This window comes from Achromobacter aegrifaciens (assembly GCF_902859965.1).
GTDB classification, from domain to species: Bacteria; Pseudomonadota; Gammaproteobacteria; order Burkholderiales; family Burkholderiaceae_B; genus Achromobacter; species Achromobacter aegrifaciens.
The window spans coordinates 111,993-129,132 of record NZ_CADIKO010000003.1 but is presented as its reverse complement, the minus strand read 5'-3'; the positions used below and the strand labels follow the sequence as shown (position 1 = coordinate 129,132).

15 protein-coding genes are annotated in these 17,140 nt (G+C 67.2%); 11 read left to right on the top strand and 4 right to left on the bottom strand.

The genetic code is table 11. The annotated features are described in order from the left end of the window. The first annotated feature begins 67 nt into the window (after positions 1–67). From HV793_RS19610 to HV793_RS19590, 5 genes are read left to right on the top strand one after another with little or no spacing between them, the layout of a single operon-like run. Complete coding sequence (locus HV793_RS19610) at positions 68–472, top strand: Zn-ribbon domain-containing OB-fold protein (protein ID WP_175213812.1); 405 nt, start codon at positions 68–70, stop codon at positions 470–472. Then, the gene (locus HV793_RS19605) at positions 469–1,641 is read left to right on the top strand and encodes a thiolase family protein (protein ID WP_054457495.1); all 1,173 of its coding nucleotides are present in this window, start codon (positions 469–471) and stop codon (positions 1,639–1,641) included. Before HV793_RS19610 ends, HV793_RS19605 begins: the two co-directional genes overlap by 4 nt. A gap of 11 nt (positions 1,642–1,652) precedes the next feature. After that, positions 1,653–3,173: a class I adenylate-forming enzyme family protein gene (locus tag HV793_RS19600; RefSeq protein WP_175213811.1), complete on the top strand. Its 1,521-nt coding sequence runs from the start codon at positions 1,653–1,655 to the stop codon at positions 3,171–3,173. 56 nt (positions 3,174–3,229) lie between these two features. Next, entirely contained in the window at positions 3,230–4,204 is a 975-nt protein-coding gene (locus tag HV793_RS19595; RefSeq protein ID WP_175181103.1) for a Bug family tripartite tricarboxylate transporter substrate binding protein, read from the top strand. Positions 4,205–4,223: 19 nt separating this feature from the next. Next, the gene (locus HV793_RS19590; protein WP_175213810.1) at positions 4,224–5,186 is read left to right on the top strand and encodes an NAD(P)H-dependent flavin oxidoreductase; all 963 of its coding nucleotides are present in this window, start codon (positions 4,224–4,226) and stop codon (positions 5,184–5,186) included. Here HV793_RS19590 and HV793_RS19585 read toward each other — a convergent pair. Together HV793_RS19585 and HV793_RS19580 are read right to left on the bottom strand one after the other, a co-directional pair. After that, positions 5,183–6,178, bottom strand: coding sequence for a tripartite tricarboxylate transporter substrate binding protein (locus HV793_RS19585; protein WP_054457501.1), 996 nt, complete (start codon positions 6,176–6,178; stop codon positions 5,183–5,185). The genes HV793_RS19590 and HV793_RS19585 overlap by 4 nt on opposite strands. Positions 6,179–6,306: 128 nt before the next feature. Beyond that, the gene (locus HV793_RS19580; protein WP_054457503.1) at positions 6,307–7,206 is read right to left on the bottom strand and encodes a LysR family transcriptional regulator; all 900 of its coding nucleotides are present in this window, start codon (positions 7,204–7,206) and stop codon (positions 6,307–6,309) included. Between the two features lie 149 nt (positions 7,207–7,355). Here HV793_RS19580 and HV793_RS19575 point away from each other — a divergent pair, with 149 nt between their 5' ends. From HV793_RS19575 to HV793_RS19565, 3 genes are read left to right on the top strand one after another with little or no spacing between them, the layout of a single operon-like run. Continuing rightward, the gene (locus HV793_RS19575; protein ID WP_054457509.1) at positions 7,356–8,270 is read left to right on the top strand and encodes an SDR family NAD(P)-dependent oxidoreductase; all 915 of its coding nucleotides are present in this window, start codon (positions 7,356–7,358) and stop codon (positions 8,268–8,270) included. A 7-nt stretch (positions 8,271–8,277) separates the two neighbouring features. Further along, entirely contained in the window at positions 8,278–9,138 is an 861-nt protein-coding gene (locus HV793_RS19570) for a MaoC family dehydratase (RefSeq protein WP_125473203.1), read from the top strand. Continuing rightward, complete coding sequence (locus HV793_RS19565) at positions 9,135–10,370, top strand: CaiB/BaiF CoA transferase family protein (protein ID WP_054457513.1); 1,236 nt, start codon at positions 9,135–9,137, stop codon at positions 10,368–10,370. The genes HV793_RS19570 and HV793_RS19565 overlap by 4 nt, the downstream gene beginning before the upstream one ends. A gap of 452 nt (positions 10,371–10,822) precedes the next feature. Here the strand turns inward: HV793_RS19565 and HV793_RS19560 are convergent, their stop codons facing one another. Next, the gene (locus HV793_RS19560; protein ID WP_054457515.1) at positions 10,823–12,346 is read right to left on the bottom strand and encodes a fumarate hydratase; all 1,524 of its coding nucleotides are present in this window, start codon (positions 12,344–12,346) and stop codon (positions 10,823–10,825) included. A 159-nt stretch (positions 12,347–12,505) separates the two neighbouring features. Continuing rightward, entirely contained in the window at positions 12,506–13,273 is a 768-nt protein-coding gene (locus tag HV793_RS19555; protein WP_054457517.1) for a crotonase/enoyl-CoA hydratase family protein, read from the bottom strand. A 276-nt stretch (positions 13,274–13,549) separates the two neighbouring features. Here HV793_RS19555 and glyQ point away from each other — a divergent pair, with 276 nt between their 5' ends. Genes glyQ through gmhB form a run of 3 tightly spaced genes read left to right on the top strand, consistent with a single transcriptional unit; the run spans position 13,550 to position 17,136 of the window. After that, positions 13,550–14,461: a glycine--tRNA ligase subunit alpha gene (glyQ, locus tag HV793_RS19550; RefSeq protein ID WP_025136700.1), complete on the top strand. Its 912-nt coding sequence runs from the start codon at positions 13,550–13,552 to the stop codon at positions 14,459–14,461. After that, on the top strand, positions 14,462–16,600 hold the full coding sequence (gene glyS / locus HV793_RS19545; RefSeq protein WP_175163783.1) for a glycine--tRNA ligase subunit beta: 2,139 nt from the start codon (positions 14,462–14,464) through the stop codon (positions 16,598–16,600). Further along, entirely contained in the window at positions 16,597–17,136 is a 540-nt protein-coding gene (gmhB, locus tag HV793_RS19540; protein WP_054457520.1) for a D-glycero-beta-D-manno-heptose 1,7-bisphosphate 7-phosphatase, read from the top strand. The genes glyS and gmhB overlap by 4 nt, the downstream gene beginning before the upstream one ends. The last annotated feature ends 4 nt before the right edge of the window (positions 17,137–17,140 follow it).

Sequence of the window (17,140 nt, the reverse complement as noted above, 5' to 3'; positions counted from 1 at the left end):
AAGAATGGCCGAACCCGCCGCCAGTGCCGACACTTGCAAGCGTCATCCACTGGAACCCGTAGGCATCATGACCGTTCCCGATCAGCAGGCCGTCGCGCCGCAAGGCGTCGAGGCGCAATACCGCCAGGCGCTGGACCAAGGCCGCTTCCTCATCCAGCATTGCGCGGGCTGCGACCGCGCCGTGTTCTACCCCCGCATGATCTGCCCGCATTGCGGCGCGGACAAACTCGCCTGGACCGAGCCCAACGGGCGCGGCGAGGTCTATTCCACCACCGTGGTGCGCCGCAAGCCCGAGGCGGGCGGCGACTACAACGTGGCGCTGATAGACCTGCGGGAAGGCGTCAGGCTGATGAGCCGCGTCGAAGGCGTGGCGCCGGACGCCGTGCATATCGGCATGGCGGTGCGCGCGCAGGTGGCGCAGCAGGACGGCCGCGGCCTCCTGATCTTCCGACCCAACCAGGAGGCGCAATGACGCTGAACGATCTGCGCGGCGCCGTAGCGGTGGCCGGTGTGGGCCACGCGGGCCTGGGCCAGGCCGCGGGCTACACCGAAATGGAAATCCTGGTGCAGGCCGCGCAGCGCGCGGTGGCAGACGCCGGCCTCACCATGCGCGACATTGACGGCATCTGCACCGCCAGCGTGGCCGCGCCCATGTGGGCCATGCCGGTCATCGAACACCTGGGCATCCGCCCCAGCTTCATCGACAGCACCATGCTGGGCGGCTCCAGTTTCGTCGCGCACCTGCTGCCCGCGCTGCACGCGCTGGCATCCGGCCAGTGCAACGCGGTGCTGGTCTGCTATGGCAGCACGCAGCGCACTTCCACCTTGAGCCGCGCCGAGATCGGCCGGGTCCGCAAGCAGTTCGATCCACAGCCGTACGAAACGCCCTACGAGCCGCTGAGTCCCCTGTCCTCCTACGCACTGGCGGCCGCGCGCCACATGCATCAATACGGTACGCGTCGCGAGCACCTGGCGCAGGTGGCGCTGGCCGCCAACCAATGGGCCCAGCTGAATCCCGAAGCGCAATTGCGCGAACCCGCCACGCTGGACCAGATCCTCTCGGCCCGCATGGTGTCCGATCCCTTGAGCGTGCGCGATTGCTGCCTGGTCACCGACGGCGCCGGCGCCTACGTGCTGGTGCGCGCCGAGCGCGCCCGCGACCTGCCGCGTCCACCGGTCTACGTGCTGGGCAACGCCACCGCGGTCTGGAACCGCCAGATCTCGTCCATGGAAGACCTGACCGTGACCGCCGCGGCCGAGTCCGGCAAGCGGGCCTTCGAGATGGCAGGCGTTGCGCCCCGGGACATCGACGTGGTGGAACTGTACGACGCCTTCACCATCAATACCCTGCTGTTCCTGGAAGACCTGGGCTTCTGCGCCAAGGGCGAAAGCAAGGACTTCATCGCGGGCGGCGCCATCGCCCCAGGCGGCGCGCTGCCGGTCAACACCAACGGCGGCGGGCTGTGCTGCGTGCATCCCGGCATGTACGGCGTCTTCATCATGATCGAGGCCGTCCGCCAGCTGCGCCGCGAATGCGGCGCGCGCCAGGTCGCCGATGCGCATCTGGCCTTGGTGCACGGCAACGGCGGCACCCTGTCCAGCCAATCCACCGCCATCCTGGGCACCCAGGCCACGCTTTGAGCGACGCAACCATGTCCCCGGCAGCCCCTCTTACCCGCATCCATCAATTGCTGGCGCAGCAAGCCGGCCAGCGGCCCGACGCCACCTTTCTGTACGAGGAAGGCGGCGGCAAACTGAGCTACGCGCAGTTCTGGCGGCGCGTGCAGGCCGCGGCCGCATGGCTCGAAGAACAGGGCGTACGTCCCGGGCACCGCGTGCTGATCGCCGGTGAAAACTGCGCGGCCATGGTCGCCGCGTTGTTTGCCTGCAGCGTGGCGGGCGCCTGGCCGGTGGGCGTGAACGCGCGCCTGTCCGCGCGCGAGATCGACGCCATCCGCGTTCACGCGCAGCCCGAACTGCTGCTCTACACCAGCGGCGTCTCGCCCGCCGCCGCAGCCCATGCCGAGCACGCCGGCGCCGCCGACGCCGACCCGGACGTCTGGGGCCCAGGCATGCAGACCGCAAGAGCGGATGCGCCCACGCAGGCCGAAACTGGCGACACGGCCGCGGAAGTGGCCACGGTGATCTACACGTCCGGCACCACGGGCGCGCCCAAGGGCGTCCTCGTGCCGCACCGCGGCCTGCTGCATTTCGCCCGCGTGTCCGCCGCCTCGCGCCGCCTGACGCCGCAGGACATCGGCTACGCCGCACTGCCCATGTCGCACATCTTCGGCATCGCCACCGTGCTGATGGCCACGGTGCACGCCGGCTCCAGCCTGGTGCTGCGCAGCCGCTTCGACGCCGCCGACGCCTTCAAGGCCCTGGCCCATCCCGGCGTCAGCATCCTGCAGGGCGTGCCCACCATGTTCAGCCGCATGATGGCCGTGGCGCCGCCGCGCGCGGAGCTGCGCGCCCCTGCCCTGCGCTACCTGTACACGGGCGGCGCCGCGCTGGATCCCACGCTAAAGCGCGACGCCGAGCGCTATTTCGGCGTCGCCATGCACCACGGCTACGGCATCACCGAATACGCGGGCTCCATGTTTGTCACCCGCATCGATGCGCCGCGCAGCGACTGCTCGGCCGGCCATGCGGTCGAAGGCGTGGAAATGCGGATCGGCAACCCCGACAACGGCGCGCCCGCACCCGGAGAGCGCGGCGACATCCTGATCCGCGGCCCGGGCGTCATGCTGGGCTACTACCGCAATCCCGAACAAACCGCGCAGGCGCTGCTGCCCGGCGGCTGGCTCAACACCGGCGACATCGGCTACGTCGACGAACAGGGCGCGCTGTACATCGCAGGACGCTCCAAGGACTTGATCATCCGCTCCGGCTTCAATGTCTATCCGCTGGAAGTCGAATCCGTCATCAACGCGTTCCCCGGCGTGCGCCTGTCGGCCGTAGTCGGGCGCCCCACCGCCGACCAGAACGAAGAAGTCATCGCCTTCGTCGAGCCCTTGCCCGGCGCCACCGTGGACACCAACCTGCTGATGCTGCATCTGCGCGCACAGCTGGCGCCGTACAAGCGGCCCGCCCGCATCATCCCCATCGACACCATTCCCACCACCGTCAGCGGCAAGATCCTCAAGCAGCCGCTGAAAGAAAGGCTGGCGTAGCCGCGGCTAGCTGTTCCGCTGCACGACCCGCCACTTACCCACAAGGAGACTACAGCGTGAACATCAAGACCCTGCTCGCCGCGGCCGCCGCCACGGCGGCGCTGGCCACGGCCTCAAACGCCTGGGCCGACGCCTATCCCGAACGCCCCATCCGGCTGCTGGTGGGCTATGCCCCCGGCGGCCCTGTGGACACCACCGCCCGCGTCTTCGCCAAGTACCTGGGCGACAAGCTGGGCCAGTCCGTGGTGGTGGAAAACCGCGCCGGCGCCAGCGGCATGATCGCCTCCGACGCCACCGCCAAGGCCGCGCCCGACGGCTACATGCTGGGCTTCGCCGCCAGCCCCACCCTCACCATGTCGCCGCTGGTACAGCGCAGCACGCTGTTCGATCCGCGCAAGGACTTCTCGTTGATCGGGCTGGTGGTGGACTACGCCAACGTTCTGCTGATCGGCCCGCAGATCCCAGCCAAGAACGTCAGCGAATTGGTCACCTACGCCCGCGCCCATCCGGATGCCGTGTCGTTCGGTTCCGCCGGCATCGGCGCGTCCAACCACCTGTCGGCCGAGCTGCTGAAGAAGCAGGCGGGCGCGCCCATGCTGCACGTGCCCTACCGCGGCAACTCGCCTGCCATGGTCGATGTGATCAGCGGCAAGATCACCTTCATGTTCGACATCACCAGCACCGCCATCCCCTTCGTCAAGAGCGGCAAAGCGCGCGCCCTGGCGGTCACGTCCAAGACCCGCAACCCCGAACTGCCCGACGTGCCCACCATGGTCGAAGCCGGCATGAAGGACTACGAAGTGGTCGGCTGGTACGCGCTGGTTGGGCCGAAGAAACTGCCCGACGCCGTCGCGGCCCGCCTGACCCGCGCGCTGAACGAAGTCTCCAGCGATCCGGCCTTCCGCCAGGCCATGACCGATGGCGGCTACACCATCAACACCGGCGACTCCAAGGCGCTGCAATCGCGCATCGACCGTGAATACGCCTTGTGGTCCGACGTCATCCAAAGCGCCAACATCCAGGCCAATTGAGTACCACCGGAGCATCCAGATGAATCCCCCGCTCGCGCTGCACGCCCACACCCGCCTCCCCGTCATCGGCGCCCCCATGTTCCTGGTCTCCGGACCGGACCTGGTGGTGGCGCAATGCGCGGCGGGGATCATCGGCACCTTTCCGTCGCTCAACGCCCGTCCGCAGGAGCAGCTGCACGACTGGCTCACGCGCATCGAGAACGGCCTGGCCGCGAAGCGCCAGGCCGCACCCGACGCGCAAATCGCGCCCTATGGCGTCAACCTGATCGTCCACCCCAGCAATCAGCGTTGGCAGGGCGATCTGGCCATCTGCGCCGAGCGCCGCGTGCCGCTCATCATCACCTCGCTGCATGCCCCCGAAGCCGTGGTGGCCGCCGCGCACGGCTATGGCGGGCTGGTATTCCATGACGTCACCAATGTGCGGCACGCCAAGCGCGCGCTGGACGCCGGGGTCGACGGCCTGATCCTGGTGGCGGCGGGCGCAGGCGGCCATGCAGGGCAGATCAGCCCATTCGCGCTGGTCAACGAGATCCGCGCCTTCTACGACGGCCCGCTGGCGCTGTCCGGCTGCATCAGCCACGGCAAGGACATTTTGGCCGCGCAGGTGCTGGGCTGCGACTTCGCCTACATGGGTACACGCTTCATCGCGACGCAGGAATCGCTGGCCGGCGACGCCTATCGCGAAATGGTGCTGCAGGCGCAGGCGGCAGACGTGACCTACACGCCCTACTTCTCGGGCGTGCCCGCGAACTACCTGTCGGCCAGCATCCGGGCAGCCGGCCTGGATCCCCTGGAGCTTGCCAGGAACGGCGTAGCCCCGCCCGCGAACATGGACAAGAGTTCGCGGCCCAAGGCCTGGAAGGATGTGTGGAGCGCGGGCCAGGGCGTGGGCGCGGCGCAGGAAATCCTGCCTGCCGCGATGCTGGTGGATCAGCTGGAATCCGAATATCTCGCCGCGCGCGAAGCCCTGCGCCGGCTTTAGTCCAGCTTGATGTTGGCGGTCTTGATGACGTCGCGCCATTTCGCGATTTCATCGCGGACGAACTCGCCGAACTGTTCTGGGGTGCCGGGCTTGGGCTCGGCGCCTGCGGCGATCATGCCCTGCGCGGTGGCTTGGTCAGACAGAACCTTCACGAGATCCGCATTCACGCGTTTCACGATGTCGGGCGGGGTGCCTTTGGGCGCCATCACGCCGCTCCACGAGTATGCCTCGTAGCCTGGCAGACCGGACTCGGCGATGGTAGGCACGTCGGGCAGCATGCTGGAACGCGTGGGATTGCCTACCCCCAGCGCACGCACCTTGCCGCCCTTCAGATGCGGCACGGCGGATGGACCGTCGGCGAACATCACCTGCACCTGTCCGCCCAGCAGGTCTTGCATGGCGGGCGCGCTGCCGCGGTAGGGCACGTGCTGGATGCGCACGCCGGCCATGGCGTTGAACAACTCGCCGGCCAGGTGCGTGCCGCCGCCCGTGCCTGACGAGCTGAACGAGAGCTTGCCCGGATTGGCCTTGGCATAGGCGATCAGCTCGCTGACCGAATTCACGGGCAGCGTCGCGTTCACCACCAGCACGATGGGAAACACCGCCGCCATGCCGACCGGCACGAAGTCCCGCGTAATGTCGTAGCTCAGATTGCCGCGCAGGCTGGGCAGCACCGCATGGTGGATGGAGGCAAAAAAATAGTTGTAGCCGTCGGGCTCGGACTTGGCCGCGAACTGCGCGCCCACGATGCCGCCAGCGCCCGACTTGTTGTCGACCACCGTGGGCACCGACCACAGCTGCCCCAGCGGCTGCGTGGTGAAGCGCGCGGTCGTGTCCACGGGGCCGCCCGCAGGAAACGGCACGATGAAGTTCACGGCATGCGCCGGCCAGGCGGCGGCGCGGGCCATCTTGGGGAACAGCGCGGGCAGCGCGGCGGCGGCGCACGCGGCGCCCAGCCGCGCAACGGCGCGGCGGCGTAGTAGATCGGTCACGGCAGTCTCCTGGTTCTCGGTTTTATGGGCGGCCAAGCTCTAGGACTGCTGCCTGACGCCTTTTTTATTATTTGCCGAACCTGCGGAGCTACCGCTACATATTTGCAAAAGCCCCTCTTCGGAACGCGCTACAGGCCGCGGGCCGCACGCTGCACATGTTCGATGAAGCATTCCGCGAAACTGGGCAGGTCGCGGCCGCGCTGGCGGCACAGCAGACGGTCGCGCAACGCCCAGGGGTCATCCAGCTTGAGCACGTGCAGCGCATCCGGACGGCTGTAGCGCGCCGCGCAGGCGCGCGGCACCACCGCGATCCCCGCGCCCGCCTCCACCATGCGGCACACGGCCTCGAAGCTACCCACGTGCACGCGCTGGCAGATGCGCTTGCCCAGGCCGCTGGCGATATCTTCCAGGAAGGTCTGGATGGCGCTGTCGGGATGGATGCCGACGAACTGGTAGGCATCGACCAAGTCGGCGAAATGCGCGGACTCCGTGGCCGCCAGCGGGTGGTCCAGCGACGTGACCACGGTGAGCTCATCGCGGAACAGCGGCGTGACGTCCAGGCCCGACACGTCGATATTGCCCGCCACCAGCCCCAGGTCTCCCTGGCCTGCGCGTATGGCGATGACGATATCGCCAGATATTTTTTCTTCCAGTTCCACGTCCACGTCAGGGTTTTCCGCAAGAAACGTGGACAAGGCGTCGGCCAGGAACGAATTGGTGGCCGTGGTGTTGGCCAGCAGGCGCAGGCGTCCCTTCAGGCCGCTGGCATAGGGCTGCAGGTCCGCGTTCAGGCATTCCAGCTGGCGGAACACGGCGTTCGCATGCTTGAGCAGCACCTCGCCCGCCGGCGTCAGCGCCACGCCCGTGGCCATGCGCACCAGTAGCCGGGCTTTGAAGGCCTCTTCCATGTTCTTCACCCGCGCGCTTGCCGCCGGCAGGGACAGGAAGGTGCGTTCCGCAGCCCGGGTCAGATTGAGTGTTTCCCCCACGTTCAGAAACAAACGCAGGTCCGTCAGATCGTGTCTCATGTTCCACCACGCAGAAGGGGGGCATATCTAATTTTGAATTCTTCGCATGCCTCGTCGAATCTACCATGGTGCATCCCCTCGAACCAGAGCGTTCGATGCGGAACTGTTTTCCACACGGCGCGCGCGCCGCAGCACAGGAGTCAGCTTCAATGAGCGGCATAGTTTCCGGAAAAGTGGTGATCGTGACTGGCGCGGGCGGCGGCATCGGCCGCAGCATTGCACTGGCCATGGCGCAGGCCGGCGCCAAGGTGGTGGTGAACGACATCGGCGTATCGCTCACCGGCGAAGGCGGCGCGGATGGCCCCGCGCAAGCGGTCGTCAAGGAGATCGTCGCGGCGGGCGGCCAGGCCGTCGCCAACACCGACAGCGTGGCCGCGTACGACAGCGCCAGCCGCTGCGTGCAGACGGCAATCGACGCCTTCGGCCGCATCGATGCCGTGGTCAACAATGCCGGCAATCTGCGCGACCGGGTTTTCCACAAGATGAGCGAAGAGGAATGGAGTCAGGTGCTGGGCGTGCACCTGAACGGCTCCTTCTTCATGAGTCGCGCGGCGGCGCCCTACTTTCGCGAACAGGAGTCCGGCGCGTTCGTGCACATGACCTCCACGTCCGGACTGATCGGAAACTTTGGCCAGGCCAACTACGCGGCGGCCAAGCTGGGCATCGTGGCCCTGTCGAAATCCATCGCGCTGGACATGGCGCGCTACAACGTGCGCTCCAACTGCATCGCGCCGTTCGCATGGAGCCGCATGACCAGCTCCATTCCCGCCGAAACCGACGAAGAAAAAGCCCGCGTCGAAAAGCTGAAGAAGATGGAAGCCGGCAAGGTCGCGCCCATGGCCGTCTATCTGGCCAGCGACGCGGCCAGCGAGGTCACCGCGCAGATCTTCGCGGTGCGCGCCAACGAGATCATGCTGATGAGCCAGCCGCGCCCGCTGCGCACCGTGCACCACGGCGAAGGCTGGACGCCCGAGCGCATCGCCGAGATCGCCGTGCCCGCCATGCGCAAGCACTTCTACGCGTTGGAGCGTTCGCCTGACGTCATCGACTGGGATCCCATCTGAGGCCGCCATGCCCCTGGACTACGCAACCGTGAAGAACTGGCGCTTCGACGAAGTCCGCCAGCGCTACGACGAAAAAGACACCATGCTGTACGCCCTGGGCATAGGCCTGGGGCAAGACCCCGAAGACGCCGGCCAGTTGCGCTACGTGTACGAAAAAGGCTTGCAATCCTTCCCCACCATGAGCGTGGTGCTGGGCTATCCGGGCTTCTGGGTCCAGGATCCGCGCGCCGGCATCGACTGGGTACGCGTGGTCCACGGAGAACAACGGCTGACCATGCATGCGCCCCTGCCGGCGGCGGGCGTGGTCACCGGCAGAAGCCGCAACACGCACGTGATCGACAAGGGCGCCGACAAGGGCGCCATCATCATCACCGAACGCACCTTGCACGGCGAAGACGGCGCCTGCCTCGCCACCCTGCGCCAAAGCACCTTCTGCCGCGGCGACGGCGGCTTCGGACAGGGAGACGACAGCCCCGCCGCCCTGCCCGCAGCGCCCGACGGCGCCCCTGACCTGAGCTGCGAAATCCGCATCCCCGCCAGCGCCGCCCTGCTGTACCGGCTGAACGCCGACCGCAATCCGCTGCACGCAGACCCCGAGGTCGCACGCGCGGCCGGCTACCCCAAACCCATCCTGCACGGACTGTGCTCCTACGGCGTAGTCGCGCACGCCATCGTCAAAAGCTGCTGCGGCTACGACGCCTCGCGCCTGGTCAGCCTGAACACGCGCTTCTCGGCGCCGGTGTATCCCGGCGAAACCCTGCAGTGCGACATCTGGCGCCTGCCCGACGGCCAGCTCCGCTTCCAGGCCCGCGCGCTGGAACGCGGCGTGGTTGTCATGAGCCACGGCACCGCGGAGCTGAAGCCATGAACCGCCCGCCCGCATTGACCGGCATCCGCGTACTGGACCTGTCGCGCATCCTGGCCGGCCCCTGGTGCACGCAGAACCTCGCCGACCTGGGCGCCGACGTCATCAAGATCGAACGCCCGCGCGTCGGCGACGACACCCGCGCCTGGGGCCCGCCGTTCCTCAAGGACGGCGCGGGCCAAGACACCGAGGAATCCGCCTACTACCTCAGCGCCAACCGCAACAAGCGTTCCGTCGAAGCCGACATGGCCACGCCCGCAGGCGCCGCGCTGATCCGCGAACTGGCGGCCGCCAGCGACATCCTGGTCGAAAACTTCAAGGTGGGCGGCCTCGCCAAGTACGGCCTGGACTACGACAGCCTGAAGCAGATCAACCCGCGCCTGATCTATTGCTCCGTCACAGGCTTCGGCCAGGACGGCCCCTACGCGCAGCGCCCCGGCTACGACTTCATGATCCAGGGCATGGGCGGCCTGATGAGCATCACCGGCGAACGCGACGACCTGCCCGGCGGCGGTCCGCAAAAAGCCGGCGTGGCGGTCACCGACATCGTCACCGGCATGTACGCCACCGTGGCCATCCTGGCCGCCCTGCAGGAACGCCACAACAGCGGCCTGGGCCAGCACCTGGACATCGCCCTGCTGGACAGCCACGTCGCCCTGCTGGCCAACCAGAACTCGAACTACTTCAACTCCGGCGTGGCGCCCCAGCGCGCCGGCAACGCCCACCAGAACGTCGTGCCCTACCAGGTGTTCGCCGCCAGCGACGGCCACCTGATCGTGGCCACAGGCAATGAATCGCAGTACCGCGCATACTGCCGCGCCATCGGCGCACCCGAACTGGGCGACGACCCGCGCTTCGCCACCAACCGCATGCGCCTGGCCAACCGCGAGCTGCTGGTCGGCCTGCTGACCGAGATCATGCGCCAGGGCCAGCGCGACGACTGGATCGCCAAGCTCGAGGCCGTGGGCGTGCCCTGCGGGCCGATCAACGATATCGCCCAGGCCCAGGCGCATCCGCAAGCGCTGGCGCGTCAGCTGCGCCGCGATATGCCGCATCCGGCGGGCGGCATGGCGGCGGTGACAGCCAGCCCGTTGCGGCTATCGGCCTCGCCGGTGGAATACCGTCGCGCGCCGCCGCTGCTGGGGGAACATACGGAGGAAGTGCTGCGGGAGGTGCTGGGGAAGACGCAAGAAGAGATCGCCGTGTTTCGCGAGGGATTAAAGACGACGAACTGACGAGGGCCGCGCCTACAGCGAAGACTCCAGTCACAGGACGACGATGAGCCCCACACGCCACTCACCGCATGCGCGCTAGCGGCCACCACAGCAATCAAATAAATCACGTATGTCATTATTGGCCGCCCGGGCGGCCAATAATGACGGGCAAATCAAGCCTCTCCCCCGACCACGGCTCCAGTAGCGCACCAGTCCAAGACACTCGTAGCCCGTCGGCGCGGGCGTCTGGGTGGCGAGCAACCTCGATGCGCCCGAGGGAATCCGTAGGAGTCGCCGAAGGCGAGGACGAGGATGACAACGGGGCAGTCCGGAGCGAACGCTCCGGACCGCAATCGTGGGCGCTCGCCACCCAGGCGCCCGCGCCGACGGGCGACCTACGAAGCACTAGGCACTAAAGCCAAAAAAAACGGCCACCAGTCCCCTGGCAGCCGTTTTTCTCGCAGCCTACGGAATCAAGCCACAGCGACAGGAATCTTCCCGATCTTGGCCTGCCATTCCTTGGGCCCCGTGGTATGGACAGAGGTACCCTGAGCGTCAACCGCCACAGTCACCGGCATGTCCTTCACGTCGAACTCGTAGATGGCTTCCATGCCCAGGTCCGCAAAACCCAGCACCTTCGCGCCACGGATAGCCTTCGACACCAGGTAAGCCGCGCCACCCACCGCCATCAGATAAGCCGAGTTGTGCTTCTTGATGGATTCGATAGCCACCGGACCGCGCTCCGACTTGCCGATCATCGCGATCAGGCCCGTCTGCTCCAGCATCATGTCCGTGAACTTATCCATGCGCGTAGCGGTAGTGGGACCCGCCGGGCCGACCACTTCGTCGCGCACCGGATCCACCGGACCCACGTAGTAAATGACGCGATTCTTGAAATCCACCGGCAGCGGCTCGCCCTTGGCCAGCATGTCCTGGATACGCTTGTGCGCCGCATCGCGGCCCGTCAACATCTTGCCCGACAGCAGCAGCGTCTGGCCCGGCTTCCAGCTGGCCACTTCTTCCTTGGTCAGCGTATTCAGGTCCACCTGCTTGGACTTGTTGTAGTCCGGCGCCCAGTGCACTTCCGGCCACTCCGACAGCGACGGCGGATCCAGGCGAGCGGGGCCCGAGCCGTCCAGTTCGAAGTGCGCGTGGCGCGTCGCCGCACAGTTCGGGATCATCGCCACCGGCTTGGACGCCGCGTGCGTCGGGAACGTGCTGATCTTGACGTCCAGCACCGTCGTCAAACCACCCAGGCCCTGCGCGCCGATACCCAGCGCGTTGACCTTCTCATACAGCTCGATACGCAGCTCTTCCAGCTTGTTCTGCGGACCGCGGGCCAGCAGCTCGTACATGTCGATGTCTTCCATCAACGACTGCTTCGCCATCAGCATGGCCTTCTCGGCCGTGCCGCCGACGCCGATGCCCAGCATGCCCGGCGGGCACCAGCCCGCGCCCATCGTCGGCACCGTCTTCAGCACCCAGTCCACCAGCGAATCGCTCGGATTCAGCATCGCGAACTTCGACTTGTTTTCCGAACCGCCGCCCTTCGAAGCGACTTGCACGTCGACCTTGTCGCCCGGGACAAGCTCGACGTGCAGGATACAGGGCGTGTTGTCGCGCGTGTTCTTGCGCGCAAACAGCGGATCGTCCAGCACCGAGGCGCGCAAAGGATTGTCCGGGTTCAGATAGCCGCGGCGCACGCCTTCGTCACAGAGTTCCTGCAGCGTGCGCTTGGTCTCGAAACGCACGCCCATGCCGACCTTCAGGAACACATTGACGATGCCCGTGTCCTGGCACAGCGGACGCTTGCCCTCGGCGCACATGCGCGAGTTGGTCAGGATCTGGGCCATCGCGTCGCGCGCGGCGGGGCTTTCCTCGCGCTCGTAGGCGCGGGCCAGGTGACGGATGTAGTCGACCGGGTGGTAGTAGCTGATGAACTGGATGCCATCGGCTATCGACTGGATGAAGTCTTCTTCTTTGATGATGACTGACATGGCGATATCGGGTCTAGATGAAAAACGTGAAAACGCGGCCGGCGTGACTAGCCCGCCGCGATGGAGAAAGAACTATTTTTGCCGCCGGGCCGCCCCAAGGCAAACAGCGCCCCCTCGGGGGGCAGCTAGCCCCGCAGGGGCGCGGCGTGGGGGCATTTCCTATTTGCCTTGCCAGACCGGTTTGCGCTTCTCGGCGAAGGCGGTCGCGCCTTCCTTGGCGTCGGCGGACGAAAAGATGTGCGCAATCAGCGGACGCTGCTGGTCGAACATGCTGGCCTGGTCCCAGTCGCCCGACTGCGCCACGATGCTCTTGGCGGTCTGCACCGCCAGCGGGCCGTTCTCGACGATGGCGCGGGCCAGTTCCAGAGCGCCCGCCAGGGCGGCGCCCGGCTCGGTGATGCGGTTGACCAGCCCGAAGGAATGGGCGCGCTCGGCCGTCAACATTTCGCCGGTCAGGATCACTTCCATGGCGATGTGGTACGGCAGGCGGCGCGGCAGGCGCAGCATGCCGCCAGCGCCCGCCACCAGGCCGCGCTTGACTTCAGGCAGGCCGAACTTGGCGTTGCTGGCGGCCACGATCAGGTCGGAAGCCAGCGCCATTTCGCAGCCGCCGGCCAGCGCATAGCCTTCCACCGCCGCGATCAGCGGCTTCTTGGGCGGCCGCTCGTTCAGGCCCGCGAAGCCGCGGCCTTCCACGTAGGGACGCTGCCCCGACTTGGCGAAAGCCTTCAGGTCCATGCCCGACGAGAACGTGCCGCCGCCGCCCGTCAGGATGCCGATGCGGATGTCGTCGCGGCTGTCCAACTGGTCCAGCGCCGCGGCCATGGCCTGCGCGGTCTCCAGGTTGATGGCGTTCTTGGCCTCGGGACGGTTGATCGTGATGATCTGGATGCCGTCGGTGACTTCTACCTTGATCAGGTCTGACATGGGACTGCTCCTTCCGGGAATTCTCGGAATCAGGTTCCGGGTTTTATATAAGACTTGGTACGCAACCTGGAATCATACGATCATTGGTTTCCAGGCGCAGCGACAGGCCCGCGGGGCGTCCACCAGCGGCACACTGTCCCCCTGCGGACCGCCCCGAAGGCCCAGATGTAACCGTCCGCCCGGCATTCGGGAACCGGACCGCCCCAGGCCAGTTAAAATGTCGGGTTTCCCACGCCCAGGGCAAGCCTTGCCCGGCGGCCGAATTCCAAGAATCCTATGCTCACCTTTCAGCAAATCATCCTTACGCTCCAGGAATACTGGGACAAGCAGGGTTGCGCCCTGCTGCAACCCTACGACATGGAAGTCGGCGCCGGCACCTCGCATACCGCCACGTTCCTGCGCGCGATCGGCCCGGAGCCCTGGCGCGCCGCCTACGTGCAGCCCTCGCGCCGCCCCAAGGACGGCCGCTACGGCGAAAACCCCAACCGCCTGCAACACTATTATCAGTACCAGGTCGTGTTGAAGCCCGCGCCTCCGGAAATCCTGGACCTGTACATCGGTTCGCTCAAGGCGCTGGGCATCGATCCCACCCAGCACGACATCCGCTTCGTAGAGGATGACTGGGAGAACCCCACCCTCGGCGCCTGGGGCCTGGGCTGGGAAGTCTGGCTGAACGGCATGGAAGTCACCCAGTTCACCTACTTCCAGCAAGTGGGCGGCCTGGACTGCACGCCGACCACCGGCGAAATCACCTACGGCCTGGAACGCCTGGCCATGTACCTGCAGGACGTGCAAAGCGTGTACGACCTGGTCTGGACCGAAGGCGCCAACGGCAACCGCGTGCTGTATCGCGACGTGTTCCACCAGAACGAAGTGGAACAGTCCACCTACAACTTCGAGCATTCGTCGGCCGAGATGCTGTTCTCGCACTTCAATGACTACGAAGCCGAGGCCAAGCGCCTGATGGACGTGCCGCTGGCGCTGCCCGCCTACGAGGCCGCGCTGAAGGCCGCGCACACGTTCAACATGCTGGACGCGCGCGGCGCGATCAGCGTCACCGAGCGCGCCGCCTACATCGGCCGCATCCGCAACCTGTCGCGCGCCGTCGCGCAGGCCTACTACGATTCCCGCGAACGACTGGGCTTTCCCATGCTGGGCCGCGACAAGGCCGCCGGGGAGGCTGCATAAATGACGACGAACATCCGCCCGCTGCTGGTCGAACTGCTGACCGAAGAACTCCCGCCCAAGGCCCTGCAGAGGCTGGGCCAGGCCTTTGCCGAAGGCGTGCGCGCCACGCTGGAGCGCCACGGCCTGCTGGCCGCCGGCTGCGCCGCCACCGCGTATTCCACGCCGCGCCGACTGGCCGTGCACCTGTCCGCCGTGCTGGCTCAGGCGCCCGACCAGCCCTATGCCGAAAAGCTGATGCCGGTGAAGATCGGCCTGACCGAAGACGGCCAGGCCACGCCCGCGCTGCAGAAGAAGCTGGCCGCCAAGGGCCTTGAGAACATCGACCTGTCGACCCTGGAACGTGAATCCGACGGCAAGCAGGACTACCTGGTCGCGCGCGGCACCGCTCCCGGCGCCCAGCTGGCCGCCGGCCTGCAGGAAGGCATCGACGCCGCCATCAACGGCCTGCCCATTCCCAAGGTCATGCGCTACCAATTGGCCGACGGCGTCACCACCGTCAAGTTCGTGCGTCCGGCGCACGGCCTGGTCGCGCTGTTCGGCGCCGACGTGGTGCCGGTGTCCGCGCTGGGCCTGGCCGCCGGCCGCGACACGCTCGGCCACCGCTTCATGAGCGCGGGCCCCGTATCCTTCGCCGACGCCGACGCCTACGCCGCCACCCTGGCCGAAAAGGGCCGCGTGGTGGCCTCGTTCGAAGGTCGCCGCGACGAGATCCAGCGCCAGTTGCTGGACCATGCCGGCCGCCTGAACGCCACCCTGGGCGACGATCCCGAAGTGGCCGCGCTGCTGGACGAAGTCACGGCCCTGGTCGAACACCCAACCGTCTACGTGGGCCAGTTCGAAGAGCAGTTCCTGCAAGTGCCGCAGGAATGCCTGATCCTGACCATGCGGCTGAACCAGAAATACTTCCCGCTGTTCGATCCGGCTACCGGCCGCCTGACGCACCGCTTCCTGATCGTCAGCAACATGCACACCGACAATCCGGTGAACATCATTGAAGGGAACCAGCGCGTGGTGCGCCCGCGCCTGGCCGATGCGCAGTTCTTCTTCGAAACCGACCGCAAGACGCCGCTGGCGGCGCGCGTCGAACAACTGGGCTCGATCGTCTACCACAACAAGCTGGGCACCCAGCTGGAACGCGTGGAGCGCGTGCGCGCCATCGCCCGCGGCGTGGCCGAGCAACTGGGCGGCGACGTCTCCGCCGCCGACCGCGCGGCCATGCTGGCCAAGGCCGACCTGGGCTCGAACATGGTGGGCGAATTCCCCGAGCTGCAAGGCGTCATGGGCGCCTACTACGCGGCCGGCGACGGCGAGCCCGACAGCGTGGTGCAGGCCCTGCGCACGCAGTACCGCAACCGCTACGACGCGCCCGTCACCGCCGACACGCTGACCGCGGCCACCCTGTTCATCGCCGAGCGCGTGGAAACCATGGTCGGCATCTGGGCCATCGGCCTGGCGCCCACCGGCGAGCGCGACCCCTTCGGCCTGCGCCGCGCCGCGCTGGGCCTGATCAGCGCCTTCGAACAACTGGCCGCAGGCGGCTGGCTCAAGATCAGCGAGGCCGGCCCCCTGTCGCTGGACGGCCTGCTGGAACTGGCCGCAGGGACCTTCCCCGCCGGCAAGATCCCCGCCGACACGCTGGCCGAAGTCCGCGCCTTCATCTACGAACGCTACCGCAACCAGCTGATCAATGACTTCGACCGCAATGCCGTCGAAGCCGTGATCGCGCTGACCCCGCCGTTGCACCAGGTGGCCGAGCGCGTGCGCGCGGCCGCCGCCTTTGCGCAGCTGCCCGAGGCCGCCAGCCTGGCCGCCGCCAACAAGCGCATCGGCAACCTGCTCAAGAAGGCCGAAGGCGAGATCGGCGCGGTGAACGATGCCGCGCTCGTGGAACCGGCTGAAAAGGCCCTGGCCGCCGCCGTTTCCGCGCTGCGCCCGAAGGCCGAGGCGCAACTGGCCGCGGGCGACTTCGCCGGCAGCCTGAGCACGCTGGCCCAGGTCCGCGAAGCCGTGGACGCCTTCTTTGCCGACGTCATGGTCATGGCCGAAGACCCGGCCGTGCGCGCCAACCGGCTGGCCCTGCTGGGCCAGTTGCATGGCCTGATGAACCAGGTCGCTGACATCTCCAGGCTGGCACAGTGAAACTCATCATCCTAGACCGCGACGGCGTCATCAATCAGGACAGCGATTCGTTCGTCAAGAATCCGGACGAATGGATCGCCCTGCCCGGCAGCCTGCAGGCCATCGCCCGGCTGACGCAGGCGGGCTGGAAGGTGGTGGTCGCCACCAACCAGTCGGGCCTGGCGCGCGGCCTGTTCGACATGGACACCCTGACGGCCATCCATACCAAGATGCGCCGCGAACTGGCCGCCGCTGGCGGCAGTATCGACGCGGTCTTCATGTGCCCACACGGCCCCGATGACAATTGCTCCTGCCGCAAGCCCAAGCCCGGCATGTTCGAACAGATCGGACACCGCTACGACGTCGACCTGGCTGGCGTGCCGGCGGTGGGCGATTCGCTGCGCGACCTGCAGGCCTCGTCGTCGGTCGGCTGCTCGCCCTGGCTGGTGCTGACCGGCAACGGCAAGAAAACGCTGGCCAAGGGCGGTTTGCCTGACAACACCCGCGTCTGCGACGACCTGTCGGCCGTGGTCGACGCGCTGCTGCAGGACCATTGATCCA